This window comes from Streptomyces sp. NPDC046985 (assembly GCF_040644415.1).
GTDB lineage: Bacteria > Actinomycetota > Actinomycetes > Streptomycetales > Streptomycetaceae > Streptomyces.
Genome location: NZ_JBEYWK010000030.1, coordinates 18290 through 34758, shown reverse-complemented (window position 1 = coordinate 34758; position 16469 = coordinate 18290). Strand labels below are relative to the sequence as shown.

The window sequence follows — 16469 nt, the reverse complement described above, 5'->3', positions numbered from 1 at the left end:
ATGCACAGAAGCTCCGACGAATTCAATGCGCGCGATCTACCGCATTTGACGCTCATGGGCAGTTTCGACCTGCATTACGAAGGACGGTCCGTGCTGATCGCCCCGGCGGGCCAGCGGCTGTTGAGCCTTCTCGCGCTGAGTCGCCGCGCGCTCACCCGCGAATACGCCGCCGAGAGACTGTGGCCGGATGCCCCTGGCATGCGGGCGGCGGGCTGTCTGCGCTCGACTCTGTGGCGGTTGCCCAAGCTGAATCGGCCCTTGGTAGTCGCCACGGCCAGCACGCTTCACCTGTCACAGGACGTCGAAACGGATCTGACGGCCACGGAGGACGTCCTCCAGCGGACGATCGCCTGGTCCGAGCGGCCGACGCACCGCGACCCGCACGAGGCGCCGCATCCGGACATCACGCTCGCGGACGAAGCCCTGAGCAGCGACCTCCTGCCGGAGGCGTGGGACGAGTGGGTCATCATCGAGCGGGAGCGGCTGCACCAGATGCGCCTTCACGCTCTGGAATCGCTCGCCCGCCTCCATCGATCCGCCGGCAACTTCGGTCAGGCGCTGGACGCGGGACTGCGGGCGGTCGCCGGAGAGCCGCTGCGGGAAAGCGCCCACCGGCAGGTCATCGAGACCTATCTCGCGGAGGGCAACACCGGCGAAGCCATCCGGCATTTCAGGGAGTTGCGGCGGCTTCTCCGCGCCGAACTGGGACTGGAGCCCTCGCCCCCACTGTGCCGCCGGATGGCCGACGCGGTCGAAGGCCGGCACACGCGGCCGTGACGTTCGGGTGTCGGAAGTCCGCGACGCTGGAGTCATGGCCGTTCATCGTCCTCACACCGGAGTTCTCATCATTCGCGTGTGGTGGGAGCCAGAGCAGCCACCGGCTCTACGGGCACGCCTGCTGGTCGCCGACAACCCCCAGCAAGCCCCCGTCGAGTACGCGGTAGCCGCAGGACTGGACGAGGTGAGCGAACAGGTTCGCAGGTGGCTTGAGCAATGGAACGAGAGCGCTGAAGCCCCAGGCGAGTGACGTCGACCCGCCTGCGGGTGCTGGACCCTGTGTCCGATGCACGGCCTAGAAGCCCATCGGGCGCGGGTGGGCTTCGGCGTTGGGGTCGCTGGACCACACCAGTCGGAGTTCGACGTTCTCCGGACCGGCGAGGGACTGGATCAGTCGTGCTGCCCATCCGTTCCAGTAGACGTACGTCCTGTTGTCCGTCAGGCGGAAACAAGGTGCGTCGTGGGGCAGTTCCTCCGGGATGAACTCGGCGTGCTCGATCTCGCCGACCTCGGTCGGCGGTGACGACGCCTTCCTGTCCAGACAGTCGGCGACGACGCTCGGGACGTACGCGCGGTAGTCGCCGTCCCGGGCGTCGGACACGTGTACGGGAATGTAGTGGCCGAAGGCGTGGAAGCGCTCGAAGGTCTCCTCGGCCAGCCTTCGGCTGAGCACCGGGACCACGGCGTGCCCGCTGGGGTAGTCCGACACCCTTCCGCCGGGGTTCCCATGCCAGTCGGCGTTCAGTTCCCCGGGGAGCGGATGAGCGCTGCCGTCCATCTCCCAGCGAATGAGCGGAAGGGCGTCCACGAGGAGACCTTTGTAGTGGTCGCCGAAGGACGGCGTGATGCGGAAGACGCCGGCCGTCCGGCCGGTCTCTGAGGTCATGGTGCGGTCCAATGCGCGGTGGGGCTGGGAGATCCGGTCTTCAGTTCCTGGAGCACGTCCGCTCCGATCTTACGGAGCTCGGACTTCAGGGAGTTCGCGATAGCGGCCGGCTTCGCGCCACTGGCTGCCAGCAGTTGCTCGTGGGTCTGTAGGTGCAGGTCGAGACGTTGCAGGAACTTGGCCCGGTGGGTGTAGTTGTGCGGAGTCGGATGGTCGAGCGGGATGCCGTTGGACGCGTCGTTGACGTCGACCCCGTACTGCTGGAGAAGTTGACGCGCGCGGGCGCCCGGCGCCCAGTGGCCCTGCGCGCCCCCGGAGGGGACGAGGTGCGCGGCGGCCTGACCGGGCTTGAAGGTGACGCCGTTCGCCTCCATGTTGCCGCGCAGGATCTTGGCGTTCTGCTTGCAGGTGAGCAGACCCAGCAGGTCGAACCAGGTCGTCGGGTTGAGGACGTAGGCGCAGGGGTTGGGGGCCGGTTCCAGGCCGAGAGGGTCGGGTGAGACGTAACGGGCGGTCTCGGGGTCGTAGTGGCGGAAGTAGTTGTAATGCAGGCCGCCGGTCTCGGCGTCGTGGTACTGGCCGGGGAAGCGCAGCGGTGTGTCGGCGAGGGCGTCGGCGTTCGGCGCGGTGGCGCCCCATGTGGTGGTGCGGGTGTGCCAGGCGATGTCGCCGTCCTCGGTGACGAGTTCGGTGGGCGTGCCGATCAGGTCGGTGACGATGGCGAAGAAGCGGGAGTCGACCTCGGTGTCCGACAGATGCTTGCGCTCGTACTGCGCGATGGGGCGGTGGCCGTCGTGTTCCCAGGTGACGGTGACGCCGGTCGCGGGGTGGGTCTCCTCGGCGAGGCGGGCGCCGTCCCAGGAGAAGCGGATCTCGTCGAGCCGCGTGGAACCGTCGTCCGCCAGCCGGTACTTGGCGGTACGGCGGCCGAGGGGGTCGTACCGGTAGTGCCAGGTCCGGCCGTCGGGGGAGGTGCAGGAGGTCAGCCTGTTCTCGGCGTTCCAGGTGTAGCGCCAGGTCTCGGGCCTGCGGGACAGGCGTTTTCGGGTGCGGGACGCGAGGCGTCCGGCCTCGTCGTAACGATAGGCGGTGTCGCCCGCGCGCAGGAGGCGGGTTCCTGAGTAGGTGCGCCGTCCGCGGGCGTCGGGGCCGGCCGGGCGGTCCGGCCAGTGAGCGCTGGTCTGGTTGCCCGCGCTGTCGTATGTGTACTGCTCGTGCCAGCCGCCGCGGCTGGCGGTGGCGGCGAGCGGGCGGCCGACCGGGTCCAGGGTGTAGGCGAGGGTGCGGCCGGTCACCTGCTCCGCGAGTTCGCTCAGGTGACCGTCGGGGCGGTAGGTGTAACGGCGGTCGCGCAGGAGGCGCCGGTCGGCGCCGGGACGCGCCGGGACGCTGAGGGACTGGCGGGTGAGCCGACCGAGGCGGTCGTGGACGGAGGAGAGCGACGCCTCTCCCCCGATGACGCGTTCGGTCTCCTGGCCGAGCAGGTCGTGGGCGAAGGCGAGGGTGTGCCGTGCGTCCAGGGAGAGGCGGGTGCGGTTGCCGAGCGCGTCCCAGTCGGAGGTGGTCCGCGCGCCGCTCGGGGTGGTGCGGGCGACACGCTGTCCGGCGGCGTCGTAGCGGTAGTGCGTGGCGTGCCCGTCGACGGTCTCGGCGAGCAGCCGGCCGAGCGCGTCGTAGGAGCGGGTGAGGACGGAGTCGGCCGAGGTCACTCCGGTCAGCCGGCCGGCGGCGTCGTACGTGTAGCTGGTGCGCTCGCCCGAGACCTCCTTGGCCGTGAGGCGGCCGACGGCGTCGCGGACGAAGGTGAACACATCGCCGGCCGCGGTGGTGCTGGAGACGAGGAAGCCGGTCGGGTCGTGCGCGAAGGCGGTGCGGCGGCCGTCGTAGTCGGTCTCGGCCACCGCCTCCCCGCGTGCGTCGAAGGTGTACGACCAGGTCGCGCCCTGGGGGTCGGTGACGCGGGTGAGGCGGCGCTCGGTGTCGTGGGCGAAGGTGTGGGTGGCGCCGTCGGGGGCGGTGCGGGCGGCCAGGAGGTCGAAGGGACCGTAGGTCAGAGTGGTCGTGCCACCGAGCGGGTCGGTGTGGCGGGTGCAGTTGCCCTCGCCGTCGTAGGTCCACGACTCGCGGCTGCCGTCCGGGGCGGTGAGGGCGACCAGGCGGCCCTCCGCGTCCATGTCCAGGGTCGTGACGCCGCCCAGCGGATCGGTGACGGTGAGCGGGCGGCCGAAGGCGTCACGGGTGCAGTTCGTGGTGGCGCCGCGGGCGTCGGTGGCCGCGATCGGGAGACCGGCCGCGTTCGCGTCGACGGACAGTGTCGTGCCGCGGGGATCGGTGACTTCGGCGGTGGCGCCGGTGGTGTGGTGGGTGAACGCAGTCGTCGCGCCGTCGGGGGTGTGGACGGCGACGCGGTTGCCGCGCCGGTCGAAGTCCTGGCGGACGACGGCGCCGTCCGGGTTCGTCACCGCCACCGGCAGGTGCAGGGCGTTGTAGGAGAAACGGGTGACGGCGCCGTCGGCGTCGACGACCTCGGTGAGGTCGCCCTCGCCGCTCCACTCCCAGCGGGTGACGTGCCCCGAGGGATCCGTCCGGCTGAGCAGGTGATCACGCGGGTCCCACTGCTGGTGCGTGGTGTGTCCGAGTGGGTCGGTGATCGCGACGATCTGGCCGTGGCGGTTGGCGCGATACGTGCTCGCATGGCCGAGGGAGTCGGTGTAGGTGGCGGTGGTGGCGCCGTCTTCGTCCGGACCGCCGTAGCCGATACGGGAGTTCAGGATTCCGTCGGTGCCGTGCGTCGCGACGACCCTGCCCGACTCGTCGTAGACGTAGGCGAACACCGTGTCATTGGAGTCGCGCCAGCCGGTGACGCGATGCGTGGCGTCGTAGTCGAAGCGGGTGGACGCGTCGACCGCGTTGACGACCTCGGTGAGGTCGCCGCTTCCGTCGTACCCGTAGCCGCGCAGCCGGAGCGGTCCGTCCGCGGTGACGGCGTGCAGGCCGGTGACCCGGTGGCTGTCCGGGGCGGTGGTGATCGTGAGGCGGTACGCGCCGGAGTGGGCGACTTCCAGCAGCCTGTCGTCCTTGGCGCGCTCCACGGTGACGTGGTTGTGGTTGCGGTCCTCGACCGTCGTCAGCCACCACACGCCCGCACGGGTCCCGGAGGGCTCGAAGTGTCGGGTAAGGCCCGCGTACGGGTCCTGCACGACCAGTGCGTAGGAGGCGCCCTGGGACACGTACGTCAGCGGCAGCCGCTCGCCCGCGGCCGGGTCGACGCGGTCGCCGACGATGTCCGGGGTGCGCGGGTAGTAGAGGCTGGAGCCGTCCTCGCGCCGCCACCACACGCCGCCTGCCTCCTGATCCGCTTCCAGGCGCTCGTCCAAGGTGCAGGCCCAGGACGGGCCGAAGGCGATGCCGTGGGCGTAGCCTGTCAGGTGGGTGCGGCGCAGCGTCAGGGGGAGAACGCCGGGCAGGTCGACGTCGGTCTGGGCGAGGATCATCTGGCCGGTGGCCATGTCGATCGGGTCGCCGCAGGTGAACTTGCTCAGCAGTGAGCGCGCACGCTGGGACAGTTTCTCCTGGGGCTGCCCCGGCCCGTCGGCGGGGCCGCGCCTGCCGCCGGAGCCGGGCCGTCCGTGGCCGCCGGCGCTGGCGCCGTGCTTGCCTACGCCGATGCCGTTGACCTGGTCACGGACGCCGCGGTCGTTGTGCTTGTGCAGCCGCGAAGCGGCCTTGACCCGGTCGGGGACGGTCTCCGTGATGTGCTGGGTGATCTTCTTCAGGACCTTCTCCGAGCCCTTTATCGCACCGTGCAGCACGCTGTCGAAGACCTTCGTGAACGGGTCGCGGCCCTTGCTGCGGCCGAACGCCTCCTTGACCCGGCCCATGGGTGCGGACGCGCCGGTGTGCATGTCTGCACCGTGGCGCGAGACCTTGTCCGCCCCGTCCTCGAACTCGAAGTGGTCGATCCTGGTCTTCGCACCACCGCCGGACGAGCCGGAGTCACCGGCTGAGGCGAGCCGCATCCCGCCGTGCTTTCCGCCCTCCTGCCCACCGCTCCCGTGCCCGCCGCCACTGCCGCCTGCGGGCGGCGGCGAGAAGGCGCCCTCGGCCAGGTCGAGGACCATGTCCTCGACCATCGACTCCAGCTTGGCGTTGACCGGCTCGGTGACCTTGGCGATCACCTCGTCGACGATGCGGTCCACCGCCTCGTCGATGATCCGCTTGACCGCCTGCCGCATCGCGGTGACCTCGGCCGCGCCGAGCACCGCCGACAGGCCACCGGTCACCCAGGCGAGCCCGAGCGAGAGGCCCACCGACCCGGCCATCAGGGCCAGTTCGGCCTCGGCTTTGGTCTTCATCCAGAAGACGATCTCGGCCAGAGCGTCACACGCGTCCGCGAACAGCCGGGCTAGCTCCGGGAGTTTCTCCAGATGACTGACCTTGACCTGGTTCCAGTGCTTCTCCATCGCGTCGACTGCCCAGCCCTGGGAGGAGGACAGGATCCGGGCGAACGCCAGATGCGCCTCGGCTCCATGACCCTGGAACTGGTCGGCGAAGTCCCGCATGGCGTCGGCCATTTCGCGGTAATCGTCCTCGTCGACGTTCGGGAAGTTGATCCCGATGAAGTCCAGGACCTCGTCCAGCCAGCCCGGAATCGTGTAACCCATCCCCGTCGAACCTCCATCAGCGGCCGCGGTTCACTCAGCACGTCGTGAGCAAGGACGCGAACACGTGTACGCCAGTTCCCGAGGTGACATGGGGGGTCTGAGGCGAAGCGGTGAGATCCACTGGACCGCGACATGCGGGTGCGATCACGACAGTTGTCCGCCGCGAGCACGGCATTCTGGGCACGCTTGCCGGAGCGGCAGTCGCCGAGGACGACGGTCCCCGACTGGCCCCCCTGTCCCCGGCTGGTCCCCGAGAATGATCAAGGGCCGGTTCGGATGTCTCCGAACCGGCCCTGATCTACGACTCCGTCGAGTCGGGACGACAGGATTTGAACCTGCGACCCCTTGACCCCCAGTCAAGTGCGCTACCAAGCTGCGCCACGTCCCGATGCCCGTCTGACCTGGGGTTTCCCCCTGCCGGACGTGCAGGGAAACCATACCGCACTCGGGTCGGTGGTCGCGCACCGCTTTCGCGCGGGCGCGGTCCCGCCACGATCCGCGTCCTGCCCTTGACCTCACGTTCGGTTGAGGTTGCGCGATAGATCGTATGACGATCACCGACGCGCTGGGGCGCCCCCACGGGTACGCCGACCTGACCCGCGCCTGATGGGGCTCATGACGGGCGACGAGAAGCACGGACCGGGCCGCCACGTCCACCCTGGACGTGCTCTGGGTGCTCTACGACCGGGTCCTGCGGGTCCGCCCGGAGCGACCGGACGATCCGGAGCGGGACCGCTTCCTGCTGTCCAAGGGGCACGGCCCGATGGCGTTCTACGCCGTGCTGGCGGCGAAGGGCTTCGTGCCGGTCGACTGGCTGCCGGACTTCGGCGGCTACGACTCCCCGCTCGGGCGCCATCCCGATCGCACCCTCGTGCCGGGCGTGGAGATCGGCAGCGGTTCCCTCGGGCACGGGCTGCCGATCGCCGTGGGCGTCGCGCTGGGGCTGCGCGCCCAGGGCCTGCACGACCCCCGCGTGTGGGCGTTGACCGGGGACGCCGAGCTGGACGAGGACAGCAACCACGAGGCGCTCGCGTTCGCCGGGCCCGCGGGGCTGGACCGGCTGCACACCGTCGTCATAGACAACGCCTCGGCCCTTACGCCCGCCCCGGCGGAATCGCGGCCCGCTTCGAGGCGGCGGGCTGGTCGACGCTGACCGTCGACGGCCGCGACCACGAAGCACTGTACGCGGCGTTCACCGCGCCGCATCCGGGACGGCCGCACGCGGTGGTGGCCCAGGTCGAGCCGAGGTCGTCCTCGTCGAGCCGTATCTCGTGGGCACGTCGACGGCCGCAGTGAACGACGTGCTGTGCGACGTGCCCCACCGAGTGCTGGGCCTCGGCGTGGGCCGCGCTGAGCTGCGGCGGTACGGGAGCGCCGAGGAGCACACCGCCGCGTACGGCCTGGACGCCCGGTCGCTGCGGGAGCGGATCTCCGGATTCCTCGGGCACGCGCCGGGAGACGGGGAGGGCTGAACGGACCGGGCAGCCGCCCGGGGAGACGTCAGTCCGCGGCGGGCGGTCCCACCTCCGGGTGGGCCTCCAGCAGTCCGGGCGGGGCGGCCTGGCGCCAGGAGTCGGCGAGGACGTCCCGCAGTTCGCCCTCGTCCTCCAGCGCGGCCAGACGCACCCGGATCCAGGCGAACTGGGCCTCGTGGCCGGCGATCCAGAACTTCCCCGGCTCGGCGAGGACCAGTTCGTCCCGCTCCTCCTTGGGGCAGCGCACCGCGACGGACGTCTCGTCCTCGGGCAGCGTGGCGAACATCTTCCCCGCGACCCGGAAGGTGGGCATGCTCCAGGCGGTCTTCTCGGCCGTGTCCGGCAGGGACAGGGCGATACGGCGTACGTCGTCGGCATCCGGCATGCCCCGCACGCTAGCGGCGCCCACTGACAGTCGTCCCGCTCGTCTCACCTGCGCCGTGAACCACGAACCCTGCGCCCGGACTGCGGGCGTGCGAAGGCCGGGACTCCGGGCGCGTCCGTGTCGCGCCCGGAGTCCTCGAACCGTCGTCCCGCCCTCTGGCGGCTCACCGCCGTGAGCCGCGAGAGGGCGGGCAGGGCGGCGGCGTGTCAGCGCATGGACCACACCTGGTTGGGCTGGGTGCCCCCGGCGTAGCAGTCCCAGATCTGGATGCGGGTGCCGTTGGCGGTGCCCTGGCCCGCGGCGTCGAGGCACTTGCCGGAGTTCGGGTTGACGATCGTGCCGTTGGAGTTGACCGTCCACTGCTGGGCCGCGTTGTTCAGGCAGCTCCAGAGCTGGACGACGGTTCCGTTGGCGGTGCGGCCGCCGGACACGTCGAGGCACTTGCCCGAGTGGGGGTTGACGAAGGTGTTGCCGGTCCGCTGCCACACCTGGGCGACGCTGCCGTTGCAGTCCCAGAGCTGGACGACGGTTCCGTCGGCGGTGCCCGCGGCGTTCACGTCGAGGCAGCGGTTGCTGCCCTGGCCGACGAGGGTCTTCCCGGTGGAGCCGCCGCCACCCCCGCCGCCACCGGAGCCGTTGGTCGTGAAGCTGAAGTTGTCCACACCGAGGCCCGCTCCCCCGGTCCAGGGCTCGAAGCCGAACTGCACGCTGGTCATGTACCAGGCCGAGTTCAGGTAGCCGCGGGACGCGGAGTCGTTGGTGAAGTCCTTGATGTGGACGTCGAGGCCGTTGACGGTCTGCTGGCGGACGTAGGAGACGACGTTCCAGGAGATGCCCCCGTTGGACAGCCGGCCCTCCCATACGTCCCAGGTCGCGCCCTCGATGGAGGCGGTGCCGACCTTGGATCCGGCCGGCTGCGGGGCGCCGGCGTGGCTGCCCCAGATCATCAGTTCCGCGCCGTTGTTCTGGCCCGCGGGGCTGGGGCTGGTGTCTAACCAGATGTCGTACGCGGCGTCCCACGCGCCGCCGGAGGTGTGGTAGGCGACGGTGCTCTCGGGGTTGCCGAAGGCGCTGACCTGGAGGGGCAGTCCGCTGCCGGAGGAGCAGTTGCCGTAGTGGCACCCGGCGTAGACCGACGGGTAGGCGGCCGGGGCGCCGTTGGTCGGCACGTTGTGGTTGGCCGTGCTCACGTTGAAGCCGGTGCCGGTGACGGTGAGGCACTGCGGGCTGGTGTCGCCCCATTCGTTGTTCTGGACGATGTAACGGCCGCCGGCGATGGACGTGCTGCCGAACTGGTCGCAGATCTGGGTGTCGGCGCGGGCGGTTCCCGGGTGGAGGAGGGCGAGGGCCGCGCCGAGCAGGAGCACGGTCAGCGCGGCGAGCGCCCGGCGTACGGGTGGCAGTGCGATGGGGGACATGAGTGCGACCTCTTCGTCGAAGGTGAGCGGGACGAGAACCCGGTCCCGGGCCGGAAAACGCTGCGCGGACCGGGACCGGCGCCGGGGGGCGTCTTGGGGGGCGTTACGTGGGAGTGAGCAGGCCCCAGTCCAGTTCGGCGTAGCCGTCGGCCTTCCGCAGACTGATGTGGTTGACGCCCTCGTTGAGGGTGACCTGGACCGAACTCCGCGCTTCGTCGCGGTCCTGGGCGCTGGTGTCGAACCAGGAGCCGGTGGGCTGGTAGGCCATGGTGGCCTGCGGGCTGCCGTTGACCAGGACCTGGTGCGCGGCGGCGCTCGCGGTGCCGTTCGCGTAGCCGACGGTGAACCGGTAGGTCCCCGCGGCGGGCGCCTGCACGGCGAAGTCCACGCCGCTGTCGGGCTGGTCGATCCGGCCGACGTAGTCAGGGAAGCCGTTCCACTTGAACGCGCTGATCTTCGCGTCCGTCACCGCGGCGTACTCGGCCTCGTAGCGGTGGGTGTCGGGGCGGACGTCGATGTAGTCGACCTCGGCGTAGCCGGCGCCCTTGCCCAGGGTGACGGTGTGGGCGCCGGCGTTCAGGCTGAGTCGCGTGTAGACGACGTCCGGTTCGGTGTCGAGCCATCCGCCGGTGGGCGGATACGTCACCGGCTGCTCGCTTAGGCCGTCGACGGTGACCGTGTGAGCGGCGCTGCTCGTCGTGCCGTTGGCGTACCGCACGGCCATGGTGTAGATGCCGGCGGCGGGGACGCGGACGGCGAACGCGAGCGAGCTGTCCGGGTGGTCGATGCCGCCGACGTAGCCGTCGCCGGAGGCGAGGGCCGTGTCGGAGCCGGTGTGCGGGACGGCGTCGGTCCAGTGGGCCTGCTCCGCCTCGTACTTGGTGGGGTACGCGGCCGGTGCGGCGGCGGGCGAGACGGTCACGCGGTAGCCGTCGTACTGCTGCATCCTGCGCAGCGGCACGGTCAGGTTCCCCGAACCGTCCAGCGTCATCGTCTTGTCGAGGACGGTGTAGCCGCCGCTCTGCGGGTCCCCAGCCCGCTCCACCGTGCGGTCCGCGGCGTTCGGGTCGGAGGTCCAGTGGGCGTCGTCCACGCGGACGCGGACCTGGCTGCCCAGTCCGCGGGCGGCCAGTCCCAGCATCCGCACGTCGAGGTCGGTGTTCTCGCCGCCCACCAGAAGGGTCGCGGAGCGGCTCGCGGAGTCCCAGGAGGCGACTCCGTCGGCTGCCTGGTAGTGGCGGGTGTCCCAGCGGCTCACGGCGAGTTGGGCGCCCTGCATCTGCCGGTACCAGTTCATGAAGTGCCAGCCGGCGTTCGGCTGGAGCTGTCCGCTCGCCGCGCGGCGCAGGGTGTTCCCGAGGAGCCCGACGTTGGTGTAGGTGCCCATGGCGGCGGCGTCGACTCCGTAGCGGGCGAACTCGGCCCAGTGCTTCACCATCGTGCCGGGGACGCCCTCGAAGTCGCCGCTGCCGGGGCCGTATTCCTCGACGACGACCGGCTTCGGCGCGCCCGGCAGGCCGAGTTGCTTCTCCAGCGGGCGGTAGTAGCTGGTCAGGCAGGCCGGTACGTCACCGGGGCTGGGGCCGAGGCTGTGCCATCCGATGACGTCCGGGACGGTCCCGGTGTTCATGGCGTTGACGAGGAACGCCTGCATCCGAGGCTGCCGGTCGGCGGCCTCCCAGGGGTTGTAGTGCTCGTAGTTCGGCCCCATGACCCGGATCGTGGGATCGATCGCCCGGATCCGCCGGACGGTCTGGGTCCACAGCCAGTCGACCTTGGCGTCGTAGGTGGCGCCCTGGACCTGGGAGTCGGTCATGAACGGGCTGCTCGGCGACGTGCCCAGCTTGTCGTCCGGCTCGTTGAACGGCGCGACCGCGTAGACCTGGGAGCGGTAGTGCTGTATCGAACGGGTGGCGCTGTCGACCTTGCCGAGCCAGTCGTCCAGGCCCTTCCAGACGTAAGGCCAGCCTCCCATCAGGTCGTTGTAGCGCGCGATCATCCGCACTCCGGTGCCGGCCAGTCCGCCCGCGACGGACTCGGTCGAGGTGGGGTAGGAGGTGTCGCCGTCGCGGCTGGCGTGCTGGGCGAGGAGGTTCTCACTCTGGTCCGCCAAGGCGGCCGGGGTGTCGGGCTGGGAGCTGACGCCGAACAGCGAGCCCAGACCGGGCTTCTTCATCGGCCCGCTCTGCTGGCCGGTGTCCACCGTGATCACTTCCGCCGCGGCGGCGGCCGCCGGGGCCGCCGGTGTGGCCAGGGACGGCGCCGGCAGCCATGCCAGGGCCAGCGCCAGGCCCGCCGCCGCGGCCGCCCCGCGCATCCGCCCGCTCCCGCGGCGGCGGGCCCGTCTGAGGGCCGTCACCGCAGGCTCCATTTCTGGTTGGCGCCGCCCCAGCAGTCCCAGATCTGGATCGGCTGGCCGTCGTTGTTCTCATCGGGGCCGCCCGCGACCTCCAGGCACCTGCCGGAGTTCGGGTTGCGGATGCTGCCGTCGGCGTTCACCGTCCACTTCTGGTTGGCGCCGCCCCAGCAGTCCCACAGGCCCGCCTTCGTGCCGTTGGCCGTCGCCGCCGCGCCTCCCTGGACTTCGAGGCAGCGCCCGGAGACCGGGTTGCGGATCGTGCCGTCCCCGCTCACGACCCACTGCTGGTTGGTCCCGCCGTGGCACCCCCAGGTGATCACCGGGGTACCGTTGGCGGCGCCGCCGCCGGAGACGTCCAGGCACTTGCCGCTGCCCTGCCCGACGATCGCGTGCGCGGCGTCGGAGCCGTCCAGGGGGCCGCCGAAGCGGGCGCGCGGCACGCCCTTGGCCCAGGCGGCCGGGCCGAGGCCGAGCGAGCCGCCGCTGATCGCGCCGTTGAGGAAGTCCTTGTACCAGAGGTTCCAGTTGTCGTAGCCGCCCTGGGTGCGGGTGTAGCCGTACGCCTCTCCGCAGTGCACGCCGTCCACGTGGCTCGGGTCGTCGGCGCACTGCGGGGCTCGCGAGCGCAGCCCCTTCTCGTCGAAGTAGTACTGGGCGAGGCCGTGCAGCCATTCGTGCTTGGTTCCGGCGAGCATGTCGCTGCCCCGGCCGTAGCCGTCCGGGCTGCCCGGGTTGCCCTGCGTGGACCAGGTGACCTGGGCGTCCGTGGTGCGGGCGCCGCCGCCGGCGGTGGTGTTGTGGTAGTCGGCGGTCGCGTCCCAGACGATCACCGAGTCATAGCGGCCGGCGGGCTTCACATAGGCGTCGACGTCCTGGGGCACGTCCTCGGGCCACACGTTCGTCCACACCGACGGGTCGTTGCCGCGGCGATACCGCTCGTTGCTGGTCAGCGTGTGCGGCACCACGACGACGGTGGGCACCGCGCGCACCTGTCCGGCGGTGTAGTCCGCCACCTCCTGCGGCCAGGTGCTCGACGCCGCTGTCTGCGCGGCGGACAGCATGCGGTCGTCGAAGTCGGCGGCCGGCTGACCGGGAACCCGCACATGGGGGTAGATCAGGAACAGCACCTTGAACGTCGCCAAGGGCTTGCCCGCCGCCTCCGCCCGTGCGGTCGGCGCCCCTCCCGGCAGGACGGTTCCCAGCACGGCCACGACCGCGAGGGCGACCGCGAACGCCACCTTGCCCAGTACGTAACGCATCCAACCTCCTGACCCGTTCGTCGGCCGCGTCGGCGTATACGGCCGAGCGGCCCACAGCGGGAGAGAGAACCGTCCGTCATCACGCCGTGCCGAGGGAGAACCGCGTGCGGCCCATTCGTCTGTGGCAGCCGCGCATTCACCAGAGGCGAGCGAATTGCGGACGAGCCGTCCGGTGACCTCGGAGCGACATCACCGCAGGTATGGACCCACGCGCCCGCGGACACCGTCAAGGCTGTGCACGGCTTTGAAGAATTGGAAGCTCCCACACGCAAAACCGACATCCGCTCGGTCCGTCCTGGCAGCGACCGCGAAAGAAGGCGTACCGGCCAGGAGAGCCCGCGACTCCTCGGCATCTGGAAGCCGGAATGTTTCCGGGTGATTTCGTCGCTGAGCGCCGCGCGAAAGGGCGACGCCGCCTCATGGGCGGGAGGAAATCGCTCGCGGATTCTCCGCAGGCGAGGGACGGAAAAGGCGCGCACCGAGGCGAGGGGCGGCGATCGCGTCGCCGGTAAGGCGCTCAGACGAGCAGGCCGTATCCGGGCGTCGGCGCCGACGAAGGCGGCTCTCCCGGCGGCCCGGTCACCTCGCCGACGCGTTCGCTCGCGTCGATCATCTCGCCGAAGCGCCCGCCCGCGTCGGTCGCGTCGGCGCCGGGGCGGCGGTGCTGCCGCGCACGACGAGACGGGTGGCGAGTTCGACGCGGGGCGGTTCGATCGCCTCGCCGTCGATCAGGCGCAGGAGGGTGCGGGCCGCGAGGGCGGCCATCTCCCGCACCGGCTGACGCACCGTGGTGAGCGGCGGCTGGGACAGCGGGGTCAGCGGCAGGTCGTCGAAGCCGACGACGCTGATGTCGTGCGGGACGCGCAGCCCGCGGGAGTGCAGCGCCGCGTAGACGCCCATGGCCTGCCGGTCGCTGGCCGCGAACACCGCACTGGGCCGGGGCAGTCCGGCGGCCGCGCTCTCGTCGAGGAGCGCCAGCGTCTCGCGGTGTCCCGAGGCGTCGTCGAAGGCGCCGAAGCGCAGCCACCCGGGGGGCACCGGGAGTCCGGCATGCGCCATGACGGTGCGGAACGCGGCGGCGCGCGCCTGGCTGGAGGCGATGGTCGTCGGACCGGCGAGATGCGCGATCCTGCGATGTCCCTGGGCGATCAGATGCTCGGTGGCGGCGACGGCGCCCGCCCAGTTCGTGGCGCCCACGGTCGGAACGCCGATCTCCACGCCGCCCACCGGGTCGAGCGCGACGACCGGCAGCCCCCGGGAGGCCAGACGCAGGTGCTGGCGGGGGCTGAGTTCGCACACGGCCAGGACCACGCCGTCGCAGGGCCGGGTCTCCAGCCGGTCGAGCCAGGTGGCCGCGTAGGCGGAGTTCCCGTGCAGCGCGGACAGCGCCAGGGTGGTCGCGCTGGACTGGAACACCTGGTCCACGCCGGCGATGATCTGCGCGGCCCACAGGCTGTCCACCTCGTTCAGCAGGACGTCCACGAGCAGGCCCGGTCGCCGGTGCGACGGACGACGGGAGTCCCGGTGACGCTCCACCACTTGCGCCACCCGCCGACGGGTGGACGGCGAGACCCCGGGGCGGCCGTTCATGACCTTCGACACGGTCGCCAGCGACACACCGGCCTCGTCGGCGATGACACGAAGGGTGACCTGGGGTCTGTCCTGCGGATGCATAGGCTTCTCCGTGCTCCGGCCGGGCCGGGGCCCGGAGGGTGCGGGCGGTGGGGAGGGTGCGGGCGGTCGGGACGGTGTGGACGGTTGGGAGGACGGCGCGCCGGGGCGGGCGCGCCCGCCCGCCCCGGCCGCCCGGCTCCCGACCGCCCGCCGCGGTCGGCGACCGCGGATCAGTGGCAGGCGGTGGCGAACCCCGCCGAGCCGAGCATGCCGCAGAACTCGGAACGGGCCCCTGGATAGCGGCTGATCAGCGAGTTGACGTACCAGCCGCTGCTGGGCGGCAGCGCGATGGGCGCGCTGGGCGACGTCTGCCCGTCGAAGCCGTAGCGCCAGTCCACGTTGATGTACGTCACCGCGCGGATCACCTGCGACAGGTCGTAGCCGGTGCCGACGAAACGGGTCTGGCCGCCGTCGATCTGCCCGTTGGGCAGCGGGCCGCGGTAGGTGACCAGGGTGCGCAGCCGCTGCATGAACGTCCTGGCGTCCGCGTCGGACTGGGTGCCGTCGCCGGCCAGGCCGTCCGACATGCGCTGGATCCCGGACTCCGCCACGAGCATCGGCTTGCGGTGCGCCTGGGCCCACCACATCATCCGCAGGATGTTGAGGTCGACCGGGTAGCCGTGCGGGATCGCGTTGACGTTGCCGTTGACGTAGTCGTCGTAGTACCCGGAGCAGGTGCGCGCGGAGGTGTCCTCGGCGCCGTTCCAGTAGGTGACGCCGTTCTGCCGGTACGGCTGGCACAGGTCCTGGTTGAAGACGCTGACGCCCACCCAGTCGGTCACGTCGTCACCGGGGTAGAGCTTGTCGAACTCGCCCCTCACCGGGTGGTACACGAACTGCGCCCGGCTGCCCGCCCCGCTGCGCCCGCGCACGAGCTGCGCCACGTGCCGGAAGGCGTTCTTGTACGTCGAGCAGTCGGTTCCGCCGGCGCAGAAGAACGCGGAGCTGACCTCGTAGTCGACGCGCACCAGGAAGGCAGAGGAGGGGTGGGCCGCGATGAAGGAGGACAGCGCGTTGAACTGGGCGTCGTAGGTCCCCGCGGCGATCGCCGCGGTGGCCCGCTGCGCGGCGGCCTGCTTGTCGGCGTTGTCGCCGTCCCAGCCGGGCGGGTCGTCCTTCCAGCTCACGCCGACCTCGATCTGCTTGCCGCGCGCGGCCAGGAACGAGGCGTAGTCGGTCTCGCAGCGGCTCCCGCACGCTCCGGAGAAGTCGCCGTCGCGCACGCTGTAGTAGATCGAGCCGCCCTGCGGATCGGCGCCGGTCGACGCGGTGAGGTCGTTGAAGGCGCCGGTGTTGCTCTGCCCGACGAGCAGGGCCCGGCCGGCCGCGGCGTCGGCGTGGGCGGCCTGAGCGTTGGCGTGGGCCGCCGGGGCGTGGGCGTGGGCGGTCGGAGCGTGGGCGTGAGCGGCCGGGGCGTTGGCGTGGGCCGCCGGTGCGAACGCGGTCAGCGCGGCGAGCAGACACAGCAGCGTGGCGACTGCCGCGACCGCCGACGCTCTGCCGGAGGCGGGAGGCGAGGGGGTGGAGGTGGGGGGCATGTCCTGCTCCTGGGGGGCGACGAGGGGGAGGTGA

Annotated in this window: 9 protein-coding genes, 1 tRNA gene and 2 pseudogenes; 3 read left to right on the top strand and 9 right to left on the bottom strand. The window is 71.4% G+C overall.

Translation table 11 applies throughout. The features are described from left to right. A complete protein-coding gene (locus ABZ861_RS29345; RefSeq protein ID WP_361636388.1) occupies positions 1–777 on the top strand; it encodes a bacterial transcriptional activator domain-containing protein in 777 nt (258 codons plus the stop codon). 295 nt (positions 778–1072) lie between these two features. On the opposite strand, the gene ABZ861_RS29340 is transcribed toward ABZ861_RS29345, so the two are convergent. The 3 genes from ABZ861_RS29340 to ABZ861_RS29330 form a co-directional block, all read right to left on the bottom strand. Next, on the bottom strand, positions 1073–1663 hold the full coding sequence (locus ABZ861_RS29340) for a hypothetical protein (protein ID WP_361636329.1): 591 nt from the start codon (positions 1661–1663) through the stop codon (positions 1073–1075). Further along, the gene (locus tag ABZ861_RS29335) at positions 1660–6327 is read right to left on the bottom strand and encodes a DUF6531 domain-containing protein (RefSeq protein ID WP_361636326.1); all 4668 of its coding nucleotides are present in this window, start codon (positions 6325–6327) and stop codon (positions 1660–1662) included. The genes ABZ861_RS29340 and ABZ861_RS29335 overlap by 4 nt, the downstream gene beginning before the upstream one ends. A 314-nt stretch (positions 6328–6641) precedes the next feature. Next, a tRNA-Pro gene (locus ABZ861_RS29330) sits at positions 6642–6715 on the bottom strand. Positions 6716–6874: 159 nt separating this feature from the next. Here ABZ861_RS29330 and ABZ861_RS29325 point away from each other — a divergent pair. Further along, positions 6875–7623: pseudogene (locus ABZ861_RS29325) on the top strand (transketolase). Next, positions 7569–7799, top strand: a pseudogene (locus tag ABZ861_RS29320) (transketolase); the annotation flags it as partial. The pseudogenes ABZ861_RS29325 and ABZ861_RS29320, both read left to right, overlap by 55 nt. A gap of 28 nt (positions 7800–7827) precedes the next feature. On the opposite strand, the gene ABZ861_RS29315 reads toward ABZ861_RS29320, so the two are convergent. The 6 genes from ABZ861_RS29315 to ABZ861_RS29290 form a co-directional block, all read right to left on the bottom strand. Further along, a complete protein-coding gene (locus tag ABZ861_RS29315; RefSeq protein ID WP_361636323.1) occupies positions 7828–8187 on the bottom strand; it encodes an MmcQ/YjbR family DNA-binding protein in 360 nt (119 codons plus the stop codon). 206 nt (positions 8188–8393) lie between these two features. Next, positions 8394–9605 carry an RICIN domain-containing protein gene (locus ABZ861_RS29310; RefSeq protein WP_361636320.1) on the bottom strand — a complete coding sequence of 404 codons (1212 nt, stop codon included), beginning with the start codon at positions 9603–9605 and terminating at the stop codon, positions 8394–8396. A gap of 103 nt (positions 9606–9708) precedes the next feature. Next, complete coding sequence (locus tag ABZ861_RS29305; protein WP_361636317.1) at positions 9709–11964, bottom strand: CBM35 domain-containing protein; 2256 nt, start codon at positions 11962–11964, stop codon at positions 9709–9711. Further along, positions 11961–13223, bottom strand: a complete 1263-nt coding sequence (locus tag ABZ861_RS29300; RefSeq protein WP_361636314.1) for an RICIN domain-containing protein — start codon at positions 13221–13223, stop codon at positions 11961–11963. Before ABZ861_RS29300 ends, ABZ861_RS29305 begins: the two co-directional genes overlap by 4 nt. Before the next feature lie 609 nt (positions 13224–13832). Continuing rightward, the gene (locus ABZ861_RS29295) at positions 13833–14897 is read right to left on the bottom strand and encodes a LacI family DNA-binding transcriptional regulator (protein WP_361636312.1); all 1065 of its coding nucleotides are present in this window, start codon (positions 14895–14897) and stop codon (positions 13833–13835) included. Positions 14898–15067: 170 nt separating this feature from the next. Next, positions 15068–16435 (bottom strand): hypothetical protein, encoded by a 1368-nt coding sequence (locus ABZ861_RS29290; protein WP_361636309.1) that lies wholly within the window; start codon positions 16433–16435, stop codon positions 15068–15070. Between the last annotated feature and the right edge of the window lie 34 nt (positions 16436–16469).